A 13,607-nucleotide genomic window follows, 5' to 3' on the forward strand; every position below is an offset into this window, starting at 1 on the left:
GCGTTTGCGTATGCCCCTGATCGCAGGCGCTAGCGCTCGCAACTCCAATAGGGGCAACCAGACCGGCTGATGACCGCCAGCGCGAGTTCACCTGGCCGCCGGAGTATCGCCTTCAAGGCCGCTGCCTGCGCCCGCAATTGCGCTGAATCGGTCCGGTACATTCCCCTCGTGTCGAGCAGGAAGTTCATCTTCAAACGTGTCTGGCGCGCCTTTTCAGGATCGAGCTCAGCGGCGTCTTTTTGAAAGACCGCGCCATAGAGCCGAGTTTGAAGTTCGCAGTACTGGTCTGCCGCGGTCAACGCCTCCTGCGCAGCGGCAGCCGGGTAGAGTTTCCGCAACCCTGCGATCTGCGCATGGCAGCGTTCGTATTGCTGCGGCATGAACCTCGCCAACAAGGCTAGATCCCTGTCTCCCGGTTTCGCGCAACCTCGCAGATCCGGCGCTCGCGATCCATCGCGCACAGCGGCGGACAACGCGGCGGCAATGCACTCATCCAGCGACGGCGCTTTCCACAGCGCCCGATCCGAGCCCAGCAATCCCATTTTTCCCAGCGTGCGGCCAAACTGCGCGGCGGCAAGCTGTTCCTGCATGCCGCGGTCATGATTGCCGAGCGTCACCGCGGCCAGCGCCACGGCGCTGAGCGTGCCCGTCGCGGCCAGGACCATCGCCGCCGTTACGGGCCGCAAGCGCTCGGCATATAACGCGATCCCCGCGAGCAGTGCCCCCGACAGCAAGCCGCCCAGGTGCGCCGCGTTGTCGACGTCGAACGCGAAGCCCGCGCCGAAGGTCAGCACCAGGCTGAACAGCAGATTGCCGGGCGGGATGTGGGGCCGGCCCATACGCCGGTCATGCAGGCCGTAAACGATCGCCGCCCCGAAAATGCCCAGGATTGCGCCAGACGCCCCGCAACTCAGGAAAAACTCGTCGCGATGCCATAACGCGGTGACCAGGCTGCCACATAGGCCCGACAGCAGATACACGCCCAGGAACACCCCGGAACGCATGCGCGCCTCCAGGATGATCCCCAGCGACCACAGCGCCAGCATGTTGATTGCCAGGTGCAGGAAGCCGATGTGCAGGAACATGCTGGTGAACAGGCGCCAGTATTCCCCGGACAAGGTCAAGGCCGGTACGTTGCCGCCCCAATCGATCAGGAACGAGGTTTGGCTCAGGCTCTCGAACGCGCGCGAGTCTAAAAATCCCGCCACGCCGTACACCGCGACATTGCAGGCAATCAGCAGAAGCGTGATCTTGCTGGCGAATATTCTTTTGAGCAGGGACGTGCGTTGGAATGGAGGCATCAAGTAGGCATATCGAAGAGTGGGCTTTATCTTAACCAAGCAGCGCGCCATGCTGCAGAAGGCCGAGGTAAGCGCGCCATGCATGGGTGCAGCAAACGATTCAGCCGCCAGTCTTGGGCGCCGGTTCCTCGTTGCGGCATCCCGCGTATTGATATCGGCCCGGCTTGCCAAGCTTTGCCGTGAACGTGCATGGCTCACCGGAATACGCGTGCGTGGCCTGCACTTTCAGCACATTACCGGCGACAACCACGCTCTGCTTGTCCTGCCCGCAACTCCAGAAAGTGGTCGAGAGTTCCGCGAAGGTCTGTTCCGCGACGAGCTTGGCGGGACGGCCAGCGGCCGTGGAAGCGACCCATTGAATCCGTATGCGGCAGCTGACGTGCTCGAACCCGACCTCTTCCACGACGATCCGGTACGCGCCCGTGGCCGCGCCGTCGGTCCAGCGGCCGCCCTCCACCACACTCGAGATCGACGTGTCCGCTTGCGTTTCAGCGACAGCGCTGGCCGTCTGTAGCGCCAGCAAAAGGAGCACCGCAAGACTTCTCATGACTTTCATCCGCATACCGCCTGGAGTTATCACTGACCGTCAATCGCACCGCAATACGCTGCCGCGCACTTATACCATTCAGGCGCGTAACCGATCGCGGTCATACGGTCAGCGCAATCACCAGCGCGAGAACGGCGATCGTCATCAAGGCCCCTGCGATACCGGCAGACGGCCGATAGTCCGGCCCCGCGCCCTGCTCCTTGAACTGGAACGGCCGCGTCCAGAAGACGAACAGGCTGCCAGTGAATGCAGCTAGCGCCAACACGCTCCACAAGACCACGTACAGCACCGGCACTTCCTCCCACTCCACTTTTCCAATCTGGCGTTTAACGAGGTTCCGCCTGCCGCGCCGCTGCCTTGCGGGCGTTTCGCACAGCGACATGGCTGCAATAACGCGTGAAGTCCTTCTTCGCCAATGCCAGATAGAACCCGGTCAGGACCATCGCAGCGCTGGCGACGTAAGCATGCAACCACAGATGGGCGGAATACTTGAGCATGCCCGTCAGCAGGTAGAGATTCATCGCACCGATGCCGAGCAGCAGGACCATCAAGATCCAGCGCGCCCATTCGCTGCCCCGATACAGCCAATACAGCAGCAGCGCCGGGATCACCAGCCGTTGCGCCGGCCCGAATTGGCCTCGCAATGCATCTAGGATATCTGGGCTGCAGGTCACAATGATGCCCAGCAGGCTGATAAACCAAAAGCGGCGGCCGTCAGGCATGCGACGACGCGCCTTGTTCTTCACGGCATTCTGTTGCGCCATTTCTTTTCCTAGTCGAAGAGCGTCCCAGTGTACCCATTCGGGTTCGTCAATTTGACGCCGCAAAAAGAAATCAAATACGCTGCGAGGATGATTACGATAAGAACCTCCCGCCCCGACGAAGGCGCGCGCGCAGTCGAAATCTGGCGCAGCGCAGTAGACGCCACGCACGACTTTCTTTCACCCGAGGATCGCCAGGCCATCGACGAGATGGTGTGCGGTTTTCTCCCGCAAGTGCCGCTCTGGCTTGCGGTCGACGCCCGCGACTACCCCCAGGCATTCATGCTCATCGACAACGGCCACATGCAAGCGCTGTTCGTCGATCCCGCCTGCCGCGGAACCGGCATAGGCGCCGCGCTGGTGCGGCACGGCCTATCCCTCCATCCCAACATGACGACGGACGTCAATGAACAGAACGGCCAGGCGGTGGGCTTCTATGAAAGGATGGGCTTCAAGCGCACGGGCCGTTCGCCGCTTGATGATCAAGGCAGGGCCTACCCGTTGATCCATCTGGAGTATCGGAGCTGATCGGAAAAAACAAAGCCACCTGCGGGTGGCTTTTTCCATGGCTGACACTTTGCCAGGGTGCCATTTTACGCCGGCAGTTTTTTATCAGCCATTGGCATAACGCGCTTGCACCGCGCTCGCTGAAATCAGGCCAACAAAAATGAAAAGGCCGTCAGTGATTTCTCACTGACGGCCTTTGGAACTACTGGTCGGGACGGCGGGATTCGAACTCGCGACCCCTTGCACCCCATGCAAGTGCGCTACCAGGCTGCGCTACGCCCCGAAAGAAAAAGAGTATAGCAGAACAAAAAATTGTTTGCACGCATTCGTGCAAAAAAAGTGCTGAATACTCAAAAAAATTTTCGCGCTGCGTTCATCGATTGCATCAACCGCATGCGCATCGATGATTGCTGCGCGAGGTACTGCTCAATGCAACGCGCGGCTTGCGCCGCGCGTTGCTGGTACTGCGTTCAAACCATATGGGGAAGACGATGCGCCGACGATCAGGCCGCAGGGCTGACGTTGCTGGCGCTTGCGCCTGCTGCGTTTGCCGCCGTGCCCAAGGCTTCGGCCAGCATCGTCGAGACGTTGCCAAGTTCATTGCGCAAGGCTTGCATCTCGGCGCCCGACAGGCGCACTGCCGCGTCCTGATCATGCGGCACGTCGCGCGCATCGCCCAGGCGATTGCGCGCGCCGCTGATCGTGAAGCCTTGCTCATACAGCAGCGAGCGGATGCGGCGGATCAGCAGCACTTCGTGATGCTGGTAGTAGCGGCGGTTGCCGCGCCGCTTCACCGGCTTGAGCTGCGTGAATTCCTGTTCCCAATACCGCAAGACATGGGGCTTGACGCCACACAGGTCGCTGACTTCACCGATGGTGAAGTAACGCTTGGCGGGAATGGGCGGTAAGGTAACGGTGGATTCGGTACGTGTCATAAGGGGATTTTATGCCGCGATGCGTCAGGTGCCGATAACAATTGCCGACAAAGCGTATCACTCCTCGGCGTCGGGTGCTGCGGGCGCGGCCTGTTCCACCACGCTCTTGAGCTTCTGGCTTGCGTGGAAGGTGACCACGCGGCGCGCGGCGATGGGGATGGTCTCGCCGGTCTTGGGATTGCGGCCAGGGCGCGGCGGCTTGTCGCGCACCTGGAAGTTGCCGAAGCCGGAGAGCTTGACGGAATCACCGCGCGCCAAGGCGTCGCGGATTTCCTCGAAGAAGGTATCGACGATGTCCTTGGCTTCGCGCTTGTTCAGGCCGACCCGCTCGAAGAGCAGTTCGGCCAGTTCAGCCTTGGTCAGAGTGCGCGGCTCGGCAGCAAGCATACTGTTCCCCATGGTTCAAGCGCGTTGGCGAGCGCCGTGCGCAGCCACCAAGGCTTCCTTGATGCGTGCCAGGCAATCCGCCACGCGGGCCTCGTCCAGCGTGACCTCAGTGTCCTGTAGCCAGAAACGGAAAGCAAGGCTTTTCTCGGTGACGGGTTCGCTGCCGTGGGCCTTCTCGCGCCACACGTCGAACAGGCGCGCGTCCTGCACCACCGACAGTTGCGGATCCGCCTTCACGACCGCGGCGACGGTGTCGAGCATGGATTGCGCCGACACGTGGGCATCGACCCACAGCGCCAGGTCGCGCACCACGATGGGCTGGCGCGAGAGTTCGCGCACTTGCGGCAGTTCGCCTTCGGACAAGGCTGCGGCGTCCAGTTCGAACACGACGGGCGCATGCGCCAGGTCGGCCTGCTGAGCCCAGCGCGGATGCAGTTCGCCGATCCAGCCGACATGCTTGCCGTCCAGCTCGATGCGGGCGCTGCGGCCCGGATGCAGGGCGGGATGCGAGGCGGCTTCGAAGCGCAGGCGGCTGCCTCGCGCGCCGAACAGCGCCTCGACATCCATCTTCACATCATAGAAATCCACCTGGCGGGTCGCCACGCCCCACTGCTCTTCCACGGCCGGTCCCCAGGCCGCGCCGGCCAGCTTCATGGGCTGGCGCACGCCGGCCACTTCCAGCGGACCGTCCTGAACGGACGCATCGCGCATGAACACGCGGCCCAGTTCGAACAGACGCACGCGCGTCTGCTTGCGGTTGGCGTTATGGCGGATGTTGGCGACCAGGCTGCCGATCAGGCTGGAGCGCATGACCGACAGATGGCTGGCGATCGGATTGACCAGGCGCACCGGCGTTTCGTTGCCGGCATAGTCGCGTTCCCAGTCGGCTTCAACGAAGCTGTAGTTCACGACTTCCTGGTAGTCCTGCGCGGCAGCCAGGCGACGCAGCGCATGGGCGCCACGACGGATTTCCGGCTGCGAGAACATCTTGGCGCGCGCCATCGGCGGCTCCACGGGGATGTTCTCGAAACCGTAGATACGGGCCACTTCCTCGATCAGGTCTTCTTCAAGCTCCAGGTCGAAGCGGTAGGAAGGCGGCGTGACGATGAAGTCGTCGCCCTCGATCTTGAAGTCCAGCCCCAGGCTGCCGAAGATCTTGGCGACTTCGGCCTGCGTGACGGGCACGCCCAGCACGCGGTGGCAACGCGCCAGGCGCATGCGCACGGGCTCGCGCTTGGGCAAGTTGATGATCTGGTCATCCAGCGGACCGGCTTCGCCGCCGCAGATGTCAATGATCAGGCGCGTGATGAATTCGATGTGCTCGGGGATGGTGGCGTAGTCCACGCCGCGCTCGCCGCGGTGGCTGGCTTCCGAGCTGAACTTGTAGCGGCGCGCGCGGCCGGCGAGCGACTGCGGCCACCAGAACGCGGCTTCCAGATAGATGTTGCGAGTGTCGAGCGTGACCGAGGTGGCTTCGCCGCCCATGATGCCGGCCAGGCTTTCCACCTGATCGCCAGCGACCACCACGCCCACCGTCGAATCCAGCGTGACGGTCTGGCCGTTCAGCAGTTCAAGCGTTTCGCCTTCGCGGGCCCAACGCACGCTGAGGTCGCCGCGGATCTTGTCCAGGTCGAACACGTGCGACGGACGGCCCAGTTCGAGCATGACGTAGTTGGAGATGTCCACCAGCGCCGATACCGAGCGTTGGCCGGCGCGCTCCAGGCGCGTCTTCATCCATTCGGGAGTCGCTGCGCGGGCGTTGACGCCGCGGATCACGCGGCCGCCAAAACGGCCGCACAGATCAGGCGCCTCGACCTTGACCGGCAGGCGCTCGTCCAGCGTGACCGGCACAGCGACAGCGGTGGGTACCGACAGCGGCGCACCGGTCAGGGCGGCCACTTCGCGCGCCACGCCCAGGATGGACAGGCAGTCGGCGCGGTTGGGCGTCATCTTCAGCGTGAAGAGCGTGTCGTCCAGATTCAGCGCCTCGCGGATCGACTGCCCCGGCGTCATGTCGGCGGGCAGTTCCAAAAGGCCTGCATGGTCTTGCGACAGTCCCAGTTCGCGGGCCGAGCACAACATGCCCGAGGACTGCACGCCGCGCATCTTGGCCACGCCGATCTTCATGCCGCCAGGCAGCTCGGCGCCGACGCGCGCGAGCGGCACCTTCAGGCCGGCAGCGGCGTTGGGCGCGCCGCACACGATCTGCAGCAGTTCGCCGGCGCCGTCGTCCACTTTGCAGACGCGCAGCTTGTCGGCGTCGGGATGGGGCGCGATTTCGACGATGTGGCCCACGACCACGCCGCTGAAGGCGGGCGCGGCGGGCACGGTGTCTTCGACTTCCAGGCCGGCCATGGTGAGCCGGTGCGCAAGTTCTTCGGTGGCGATGGCGGGGTTGACCAGCGTACGCAGCCAGGATTCGGGAAATTGCATGATCAGCCGTCTGTTATTCGTTGAACTGGCGCAGGAAGCGCAAATCGCCTTCGTAGAACTGGCGCAGATCGTTGACGCCGTAGCGCAACATGGTCAGGCGCTCAAGTCCGGAACCGAAGGCAAAGCCGATGTAGCGTTCGGGATCGAGGCCGAAGTTGCGCACCACTTGCGGATGCACCTGGCCCGAGCCGGAAATCTCCAGCCAGCGGCCGCGGTTCGGCCCCGAGGTGAACATCATGTCGATTTCGGCGGACGGCTCCGTGAACGGGAAGAACGACGGGCGGAAACGCACGGCCAGGTCGTCGGTTTCAAAGAAGCAGCGCAGGAAATCGGTGTACACGCCCTTCAGGTCGGCGAACGAAATGTCCTCGGCGATCCAGAGCCCTTCCACCTGGTGGAACATGGGCGAGTGCGTAGCGTCGCTATCGACGCGGTAGGTGCGGCCCGGTGCGATGACCTTGATGGGCGGCTTATGCATGCGGGCGTAACGCACCTGCATGGGGCTGGTGTGCGTGCGCAGCAGCAGCGGCTGGCCTTCGGCGTCCTGCATGTCGACGTAGAACGTGTCATGCATGGAGCGCGCAGGATGGTCCAGCGGGCTGTTCAAAGCAGTGAAATTGGTCCAGTCGTTTTCCACTTCGGGGCCGTCGGCCACGTCGAAGCCTATGGAACGGAAGATCTCTTCCACGCGTTCCCAGGTCCGGATCACCGGATGGATGCCGCCCGGCGCGCGGCCGCGGCCCGGGAGGGTGACGTCAATGGTTTCGGATGCCAGGCGGGCGTCCAGTTCAGCCTGTGCCAGCGCCGCGCGGCGCAGGTTCAGCAGCTCTTCGACCCTTTGCTTGGCCTGATTGATCCGGGCGCCCATCTCGCGCTTCTGCTCCGGGTCGAGCTTGCCGAGGGCTTTGAGCAGCACCGTCAGCGCGCCTTCCTTGCCCAGGAACCGAGCCTTTGCATTTTCCAGCGCGGCGGCATCGGAGGCCGCGGCGAAGCGTTCTTGCGCCTGGGAGACCAGGTCGTCAACCGTTTGAGTCATGAAATCCAGCCTTCAAAACGCAAACGGGGCCATTACAGCCCCGTTTGCAGCGATGCGCGATGAGTTAAAGCGCGATCAGGCAGCCAAGGCAGCCTTGGCTTGCTGCACGATGGCGGCAAAGCCGGCCTTGTCGCGCACGGCCAGGTCGGCCAGAACCTTGCGGTCGAGTTCGATCGAAGCCTTCTTCAGGCCGGCGATGAACACGCTGTAGCTGACGCCATGTTCGCGGACGGCGGCGTTGATACGCGTGATCCACAGAGCACGGAACGTGCGCTTCTTGTTACGACGGTCGCGGTAGGCGTATTGGCCAGCGCGCATGACTGCTTGCTTGGCAATACGGAACACATTACCGCGGCGGCCACGGTAACCCTTGGCGGCGGCAATGACTTTTTTGTGACGTGCGCGGGCGGTTACGCCGCGTTTGACGCGAGGCATAGTAGATCTCCCTTAGATCAAGCGAAAGGCATCATGGCCTTGACGGAGGCCACGTTGGAGTCATGGACCGCTGCCGAGCCGCGCAGTTGACGCTTGGCCTTGGTGGTCTTCTTGGTCAGAATGTGGCGCTTGAACGCCTGACCGCGCTTGATGGAGCCGCTGCCGCGAACCTTAAAGCGCTTGGAGGCGCTTTTCTTGGTTTTCATCTTGGGCATGTTGATTCCCTAAACTAAACACTCATTGTTGATATGCATGACGCCAGGTGCTTGACGCATGGACGGCCGATGAAACCTTCCATGGCGGCAAAACTTGGAGACCTGTTGCCACTTCTTGGGGGTACTTCCGGGGTACTTCCGGGACACTTCTGGATTACATCCGAAGCATTTCCGGGGTACGTTCCGCCAGCATTGCTGCCTGGCGGATTCTCCCCAGAAACAGATCAAATCTGATCCAGATCCGGGAAAGCCTTTGATTATATGGTGATTTCCCGCATTTTGTCGAGCCAGCCAGCCGGCAAAGCGCAACCCCAGGGGCGGCGAACGCCACAGAGGGGTGTCATACGCCCGGCCGCCGGTACTGTACCGCCTGGGCAATATGGCGGGCCCCCAGGGCGTCCTCCCCTTCCAGATCGGCGATCGTACGCGCCACCCGCAGCGCACGGTGCATGGCGCGGGCCGACCCCGACAGGCGGCGCATGGCCTGTAGCAGCAAGGCCTGGCCTTCGTCGTCCAGGCGGCAATGCTCGTCCAGTTCCGCCCCCGCCAGCGCAGCGTTGGGCTTGCCCTGGCGGGCCTGCTGACGCTGGCGGCAACGCGCCACGCGCTCCCGGACCGGGCCGGACGCCTCCCCCGGCGGCTTGCCCATCCATTCGGGGTCGGATGGCGGCAGGGCCACGTGCAGGTCGATGCGGTCCAGCAACGGGCCCGATATCTTGCCTGCATAGCGCGCCACCTGATCCGGCGTGCAGGCGCAGGGCCGCCCGGGATGCCCGCGCCACCCGCAAGGGCACGGGTTCATGGCCGCCACCAACTGGAAACGGGCGGGAAACTGCGCCGCGCGCAGCGCCCGCGCGATGACCACCCTGCCCGTCTCTAGGGGTTCCCGCAAGGCCTCCAACGTACGACGGCTGAACTCTGGCAACTCATCCAGAAACAACACCCCATGATGCGCGAGGCTGATCTCGCCCGGACGCGGACGACTCCCCCCGCCTACCAGCGCCGCCGCCGTGGCGGAATGGTGTGGCGCGCGGAACGGGGGCTGCCCCACGGGCGCGTCGGACAAGCCAGCCAGCGCGGCGACGGCGGCCACTTCCAACGCCTCGCCGCGCGCCAGCGGCGGCAGCAGGCCCGGCAGGCGCGCCGCCAGCATGCTCTTGCCCGCTCCCGGCGGCCCTATCATCAACAGGCTATGTCCGCCCGCTGCAGCAACCTCCAAGGCCCGCCGCGCCCCCGGCTGCCCCCGCACATCCGACAGGCAGGGTCCGGGCGCAGCCGCCGGCCAGGGCCGGGGCACGGCGTTGGACAACAGGCAGGCACCGGTGGCGTGCGCTGCCACGTCAGCCAGCGTGCGCGCCGACAGCACGCGCAGCCCGGGAACCCAGGCGGCCTGCTCGGCGCTGCCCGCAGGCAGGATGAGCGTGGCGCCGGGCGCCTCCCGGGCGACGCTCAGCGCGATGACCAGCGGCGCCGCGACCGGCACCAACGCGCCGGTCAGGGACAGCTCCCCGGCCAGCACCAAGTCGGCCAAGGCTGGATCCCGAACGGGCGATTCTGGATCGCGAACGTCCGCCGGCGCGGCCAACTGGCCGGAGGCCAGCAGCAGGCCCAGGGCGATCGGCAGGTCGAAACGCCCCGACTCCTTGGGAATGTCGGCGGGCGAAAGATTGACCGTGATCCTGCCGGGCGGGAACTCGAAGCCGCTGTTCAGGATGGCGGCGCGCACGCGCTCGCGGCTTTCGCGCACTTCGGTATCGGGCAGGCCGACCACATTGAAGCTGGGCAGGCCCGGGCCCAGATGCGTTTCCACGCGCACCGCGTGGGCATCCAGGCCGCACAGGGCGCGGCTGGCAAGTACGGCTAGCGTCAAGGCGGCCTCCGAGCAAGAGTTGGGTCCGCCAGTATCCGCAAACGCGAGGCCCGCGCGGCGGCGGCCGTGACAGAAGCATCACTCCCGTCAACCACAGATGCGCACGCGGAAATGGAAAACGGCCGCTGATCGCGGCCGTTTCCGGAAAGCATTTCTGCCGGCCGCGAGATGCGGCCTCCAGCGCTTACTTGTCCAGCGCGGACAAGCGCGACTCCAGCTGCTGCACCTGCGCGGCCAATTGGTCCACCCGGGCGCGGGTGCGCGCCAGCAGGTCGGCCTGGACGTCGAATTCCTCGCGCGTGACGAGATCCAGCTTGGAGAATGCCTGCGTCATCATCGCGCGCACATTCCGCTCCACATCCGCGGCCGGACTGCGGGCGATCAGGTCGGAGATGTTCTTCTGGATGTCTTCCATCCATTGGGTGCGATTGTTCATGACGGCCTCACTGTGTTCTTGATGCCTCAAGTGTAGTGCGTCGGAACGCCGTTTCCGGACTGACCGCGCAAAAAAAGGGCCGCCTCGATCCAAAAAAAGAGGGCGGGCCGCATGCGGTGACCGCCCTTCAAAGCACAGGAGAAAACCGGGCTGCCATGGCGGCAACCCCCTACCAACATCGTTACGGGCAACCCATCTGGCTTGCCGACTGCGTGAACGTATCCGACGACTGCTTGCATTGCGCCGCCAACTGCGTCTTGTCGCTGACCGCGCCCCATTGCGCTCTGGCCGCGTCTAGCTGCTCCTTGATCGCGGCGGCAGCCGGGTTGCCGCTGCCGAGCTTGTCCATGCAGGCATTGATCTTGGCGACGTAGGCCTCGCACTCGGCGGGAACGGACGCTGCAGTGCCTGCCGCCGGAGCAGCCGAGGAAGGCGAAGTCGCGGGTGGAGGCGGCGCCGCGGGAGCCGCAGGTGCGGGCGCAGGTGCGGTGGCGGCCTTTTCTTCGCTCTTGTTGCAGCCGGCCAGCGCGGCAAGCGACGCGGCCAGGACCAAAGTGCAGAAAGCCTTGCGGTGGATTTTCATGACTACCCTTTCCCGTTCCTGCTTTCTTTTGGAGATCCGTCGACGCGGAGACTCCGCCTGCGGCCCAGCCTGTTCGGGGACAGGCTTGAACTGTTATCGATTCTTCTGCAGCCGCTCTTCGGCAACAAGCCGACGGGTGTAAACCCTCGTATCACGAGACCGCGCCGGCCGCGCCGATTCCGGCGCTCCTCTGCGTCTCGCCAACGGTCTGCCGATTTAGGCCAAAGGCGCGCCGCATATGGCTCAGCGGGCAGCAGGCGAGTCATCGATGACTCGATAAAAAAGCTGATATGCCAACATAAAACGCAATAAAACGCGCATCAATTTGCTACAAATATCGGACGCCAAACATATCTTGTTGCTTGCCCCAAGGGCTGGCGCTGCGCACCAACTTGAAGCTGACTTGCGGTGCATGAAGCACCAAACCGGTGCAATCAAGCACGCTTTGAGCGCGCCAACCTCCTTCGCTGGGCCATATCCGACATGGCATGGAATTTGCTTGATAGACGAAGCCAACGTGCAACTATGAGAGGAAATGCCATGAAACTCATCATCGCCATCATCAAGCCCTTCAAGCTCGACGAAGTGCGGGTGGCTCTATCCGGGATCGGCGTCCAGGGCCTGACCGTCACTGAAGTAAAGGGATTCGGCCGCCAGAAGGGCCATACCGAGCTGTATCGCGGCGCCGAGTACGCCGTCGATTTCCTGCCCAAGCTGCGTGTCGAGGCCGCCGTGCCCGACCATCTGGTGGATCAGGTCATTGAAGCCATCGAACAGGCTGCCCGCACCGGCAAGATCGGCGACGGCAAGATCTTCGCCGCCCCGCTCGAACAAGTGATCCGCATCAGAACGGGTGAATCCGGCGAAGCTGCGCTGTAAATAAATAAAGACTCAATGGAGCCTGAAAATGGATAAAGCAGATATCTCCTGGTTGCTCGTCTCTACCCTGCTTGTATTGATGATGGCCGTACCCGGTCTGGCGATGTTCTATGGCGGCCTGGTACGCAGCAAGAACGTGCTGTCCGTGTTGCTGCAAGTGCTGTGCACGTTCGTGCTGGGCCTGGTGCTCTGGTTCATCTACGGATATTCCCTTGCCTTCACCGAGGGCAACGCCTTCTTCGGCGGCCTGTCGCGCGCCTTCTTCTCCGGCATGTTCACCCCGTCCGACGGCAAGTACGCCATGTCGAACTCGCTGACCGAACTGCTGTTCGCCTCATTCCAGGCCACGTTCGCCGGCATCACCTGCGCGCTGATCGTGGGCAGCTTCGCCGAACGCGCCCGCTTCTCGGCGGTGCTGGTGTTCACGGTGATCTGGTTCACCTTCGCCTATGTGCCGATCGCCCACATGGTCTGGTTCGCGTCCGAAACGGCGCCGGGCCTGCTGAATGCGAAGGGCGCGCTGGACTTTGCCGGCGGCACCGTGGTGCACATCAACGCTGGCGTGGCTGGCCTGGTGGGCGCCTACGTGGTGGGCAAGCGCGTAGGCTACGGCCGCGAAGCCATGCAGCCGCATAACCTGCCGATGACCTTCGTGGGTGCGGCGCTGCTGTGGGTGGGCTGGTTCGGGTTCAATGCAGGCTCCGCCTTGGCCGCCAATGAAAACGCCACGCTGGCCTTCTTCAACACCATGATCGCGACCGCCGGCGCCGTGCTGTCCTGGCTGTTCACCGAATGGGCCGTAAAGGGCAAGCCCTCGATGCTGGGCGCCGCCTCGGGCGCCGTCGCAGGCCTGGTCGGCATCACCCCGGCCGCCGGCCTGGTGGGCCCCGTGGGCGCGCTGGTCATCGGCGTCATCGCCGGCATCGTCTGCGTCTGGGGCGTGAACGGCCTGAAGCGCCTGCTGCGCGCCGACGACGCGCTGGACGTGTTCGGCGTGCATGGCGTGGGCGGCATCGTTGGCGCCCTGTTGACTGGCGTGTTCAATGCGCAGATCCTCGGCGGCCCCGGCCTGGCCGAGCCCGGCATGATCGGCCATCAACTGTGGGTCCAGCTGGAAGGCGTACTGCTGACCATCGTCTGGTCCGGCGTGGTGGCATGGATCGCCTACAAGATCGCCAACGCCCTGTGCGGCATGCGCGTGCCGGAAGATCAGGAGCGCGAAGGCCTGGACGTCACCAGCCACGGCGAATCGGCGTACCACAGCTAAACCTGGAACCCCTCC

At 64.0% G+C, this 13,607-nt stretch carries 16 protein-coding genes and 1 tRNA gene; 3 read left to right on the forward strand and 14 right to left on the reverse strand.

The window, feature by feature from the left end; all coding sequences use genetic code 11:
- Nucleotides 1-29: 29 nt before the first annotated feature.
- The 4 genes from HV766_RS26625 to HV766_RS26640 all read right to left on the reverse strand — a co-directional run bounded on the left by HV766_RS26625 (nucleotide 30) and on the right by HV766_RS26640 (nucleotide 2,612).
- Nucleotides 30-1,301 carry a rhomboid family intramembrane serine protease gene (locus HV766_RS26625; protein ID WP_254593366.1) on the reverse strand — a complete coding sequence of 424 codons (1,272 nt, stop codon included), beginning with the start codon at nucleotides 1,299-1,301 and terminating at the stop codon, nucleotides 30-32.
- A gap of 100 nt (nucleotides 1,302-1,401) precedes the next feature.
- The gene (locus HV766_RS26630) at nucleotides 1,402-1,848 is read right to left on the reverse strand and encodes a hypothetical protein (RefSeq protein WP_175182138.1); all 447 of its coding nucleotides are present in this window, start codon (nucleotides 1,846-1,848) and stop codon (nucleotides 1,402-1,404) included.
- A 100-nt stretch (nucleotides 1,849-1,948) separates the two neighbouring features.
- On the reverse strand, nucleotides 1,949-2,137 hold the full coding sequence (locus tag HV766_RS26635) for a hypothetical protein (protein WP_054458306.1): 189 nt from the start codon (nucleotides 2,135-2,137) through the stop codon (nucleotides 1,949-1,951).
- Between the two features lie 37 nt (nucleotides 2,138-2,174).
- A complete protein-coding gene (locus HV766_RS26640; RefSeq protein WP_119451627.1) occupies nucleotides 2,175-2,612 on the reverse strand; it encodes a hypothetical protein in 438 nt (145 codons plus the stop codon).
- Nucleotides 2,613-2,699: 87 nt separating this feature from the next.
- Between HV766_RS26640 and HV766_RS26645 the strand changes: the two genes are divergently transcribed.
- Nucleotides 2,700-3,137 (forward strand): acetyltransferase, encoded by a 438-nt coding sequence (locus tag HV766_RS26645; protein ID WP_054458246.1) that lies wholly within the window; start codon nucleotides 2,700-2,702, stop codon nucleotides 3,135-3,137.
- A gap of 185 nt (nucleotides 3,138-3,322) precedes the next feature.
- Here the strand turns inward: HV766_RS26645 and HV766_RS26650 are convergent.
- From HV766_RS26650 to HV766_RS26695, 10 genes are all read right to left on the reverse strand, one after another.
- Nucleotides 3,323-3,399 (reverse strand) — tRNA-Pro (locus tag HV766_RS26650).
- A gap of 220 nt (nucleotides 3,400-3,619) precedes the next feature.
- Nucleotides 3,620-4,051, reverse strand: coding sequence for a MerR family transcriptional regulator (locus tag HV766_RS26655; protein WP_054458247.1), 432 nt, complete (start codon nucleotides 4,049-4,051; stop codon nucleotides 3,620-3,622).
- 57 nt (nucleotides 4,052-4,108) lie between these two features.
- A complete protein-coding gene (locus HV766_RS26660; protein ID WP_054458248.1) occupies nucleotides 4,109-4,450 on the reverse strand; it encodes an integration host factor subunit alpha in 342 nt (113 codons plus the stop codon).
- Between the two features lie 3 nt (nucleotides 4,451-4,453).
- Nucleotides 4,454-6,871 (reverse strand): phenylalanine--tRNA ligase subunit beta, encoded by a 2,418-nt coding sequence (pheT, locus tag HV766_RS26665; protein WP_175182139.1) that lies wholly within the window; start codon nucleotides 6,869-6,871, stop codon nucleotides 4,454-4,456.
- A gap of 13 nt (nucleotides 6,872-6,884) precedes the next feature.
- A complete protein-coding gene (gene pheS, locus HV766_RS26670; RefSeq protein WP_054458250.1) occupies nucleotides 6,885-7,907 on the reverse strand; it encodes a phenylalanine--tRNA ligase subunit alpha in 1,023 nt (340 codons plus the stop codon).
- 75 nt (nucleotides 7,908-7,982) lie between these two features.
- Nucleotides 7,983-8,342 (reverse strand): 50S ribosomal protein L20, encoded by a 360-nt coding sequence (rplT, locus tag HV766_RS26675; protein WP_006218741.1) that lies wholly within the window; start codon nucleotides 8,340-8,342, stop codon nucleotides 7,983-7,985.
- A 17-nt stretch (nucleotides 8,343-8,359) separates the two neighbouring features.
- On the reverse strand, nucleotides 8,360-8,557 hold the full coding sequence (rpmI, locus tag HV766_RS26680) for a 50S ribosomal protein L35 (RefSeq protein ID WP_008159912.1): 198 nt from the start codon (nucleotides 8,555-8,557) through the stop codon (nucleotides 8,360-8,362).
- Between the two features lie 340 nt (nucleotides 8,558-8,897).
- Entirely contained in the window at nucleotides 8,898-10,427 is a 1,530-nt protein-coding gene (locus HV766_RS26685) for a YifB family Mg chelatase-like AAA ATPase (RefSeq protein WP_054458251.1), read from the reverse strand.
- A gap of 184 nt (nucleotides 10,428-10,611) precedes the next feature.
- The gene (locus tag HV766_RS26690; RefSeq protein ID WP_054458252.1) at nucleotides 10,612-10,863 is read right to left on the reverse strand and encodes an accessory factor UbiK family protein; all 252 of its coding nucleotides are present in this window, start codon (nucleotides 10,861-10,863) and stop codon (nucleotides 10,612-10,614) included.
- Nucleotides 10,864-11,044: 181 nt separating this feature from the next.
- Nucleotides 11,045-11,446 (reverse strand): DUF5339 family protein, encoded by a 402-nt coding sequence (locus tag HV766_RS26695; RefSeq protein WP_175182140.1) that lies wholly within the window; start codon nucleotides 11,444-11,446, stop codon nucleotides 11,045-11,047.
- Nucleotides 11,447-11,986: 540 nt separating this feature from the next.
- On the opposite strand from HV766_RS26695, the gene HV766_RS26700 reads away from it, so the two are divergent.
- Together HV766_RS26700 and amt are read left to right on the forward strand one after the other, a co-directional pair.
- A complete protein-coding gene (locus HV766_RS26700) occupies nucleotides 11,987-12,325 on the forward strand; it encodes a P-II family nitrogen regulator (RefSeq protein WP_054458254.1) in 339 nt (112 codons plus the stop codon).
- 28 nt (nucleotides 12,326-12,353) lie between these two features.
- Complete coding sequence (gene amt / locus HV766_RS26705; RefSeq protein ID WP_013392915.1) at nucleotides 12,354-13,592, forward strand: ammonium transporter; 1,239 nt, start codon at nucleotides 12,354-12,356, stop codon at nucleotides 13,590-13,592.
- The last annotated feature ends 15 nt before the right edge of the window (nucleotides 13,593-13,607 follow it).

The sequence above is a fragment of the Achromobacter aegrifaciens genome, from assembly GCF_902859735.1.
Lineage (GTDB): Bacteria > Pseudomonadota > Gammaproteobacteria > Burkholderiales > Burkholderiaceae_B > Achromobacter > Achromobacter aegrifaciens.

Bases quoted from the DNA above. Each gene is read 5' to 3' on its own strand.
- HV766_RS26625 (WP_254593366.1), bottom strand. From the start codon at position 1,301: ATGCCTCCATTCCAACGCACGTCCCTGCTCAAAAGAATATTCGCCAGC.
- HV766_RS26630 (WP_175182138.1), bottom strand. From the start codon at position 1,848: ATGAGAAGTCTTGCGGTGCTCCTTTTGCTGGCGCTACAGACGGCCAGC.
- HV766_RS26640 (WP_119451627.1), bottom strand. From the start codon at position 2,612: ATGGCGCAACAGAATGCCGTGAAGAACAAGGCGCGTCGTCGCATGCCT.
- HV766_RS26645 (WP_054458246.1), top strand. From the start codon at position 2,700: ATGATTACGATAAGAACCTCCCGCCCCGACGAAGGCGCGCGCGCAGTC.
- HV766_RS26655 (WP_054458247.1), bottom strand. From the start codon at position 4,051: ATGACACGTACCGAATCCACCGTTACCTTACCGCCCATTCCCGCCAAG.
- HV766_RS26660 (WP_054458248.1), bottom strand. From the start codon at position 4,450: ATGGGGAACAGTATGCTTGCTGCCGAGCCGCGCACTCTGACCAAGGCT.
- pheT (WP_175182139.1), bottom strand. From the start codon at position 6,871: ATGCAATTTCCCGAATCCTGGCTGCGTACGCTGGTCAACCCCGCCATC.
- pheS (WP_054458250.1), bottom strand. From the start codon at position 7,907: ATGACTCAAACGGTTGACGACCTGGTCTCCCAGGCGCAAGAACGCTTC.
- rplT (WP_006218741.1), bottom strand. From the start codon at position 8,342: ATGCCTCGCGTCAAACGCGGCGTAACCGCCCGCGCACGTCACAAAAAA.
- rpmI (WP_008159912.1), bottom strand. From the start codon at position 8,557: ATGCCCAAGATGAAAACCAAGAAAAGCGCCTCCAAGCGCTTTAAGGTT.
- HV766_RS26690 (WP_054458252.1), bottom strand. From the start codon at position 10,863: ATGAACAATCGCACCCAATGGATGGAAGACATCCAGAAGAACATCTCC.
- HV766_RS26695 (WP_175182140.1), bottom strand. From the start codon at position 11,446: ATGAAAATCCACCGCAAGGCTTTCTGCACTTTGGTCCTGGCCGCGTCG.
- HV766_RS26700 (WP_054458254.1), top strand. From the start codon at position 11,987: ATGAAACTCATCATCGCCATCATCAAGCCCTTCAAGCTCGACGAAGTG.
- amt (WP_013392915.1), top strand. From the start codon at position 12,354: ATGGATAAAGCAGATATCTCCTGGTTGCTCGTCTCTACCCTGCTTGTA.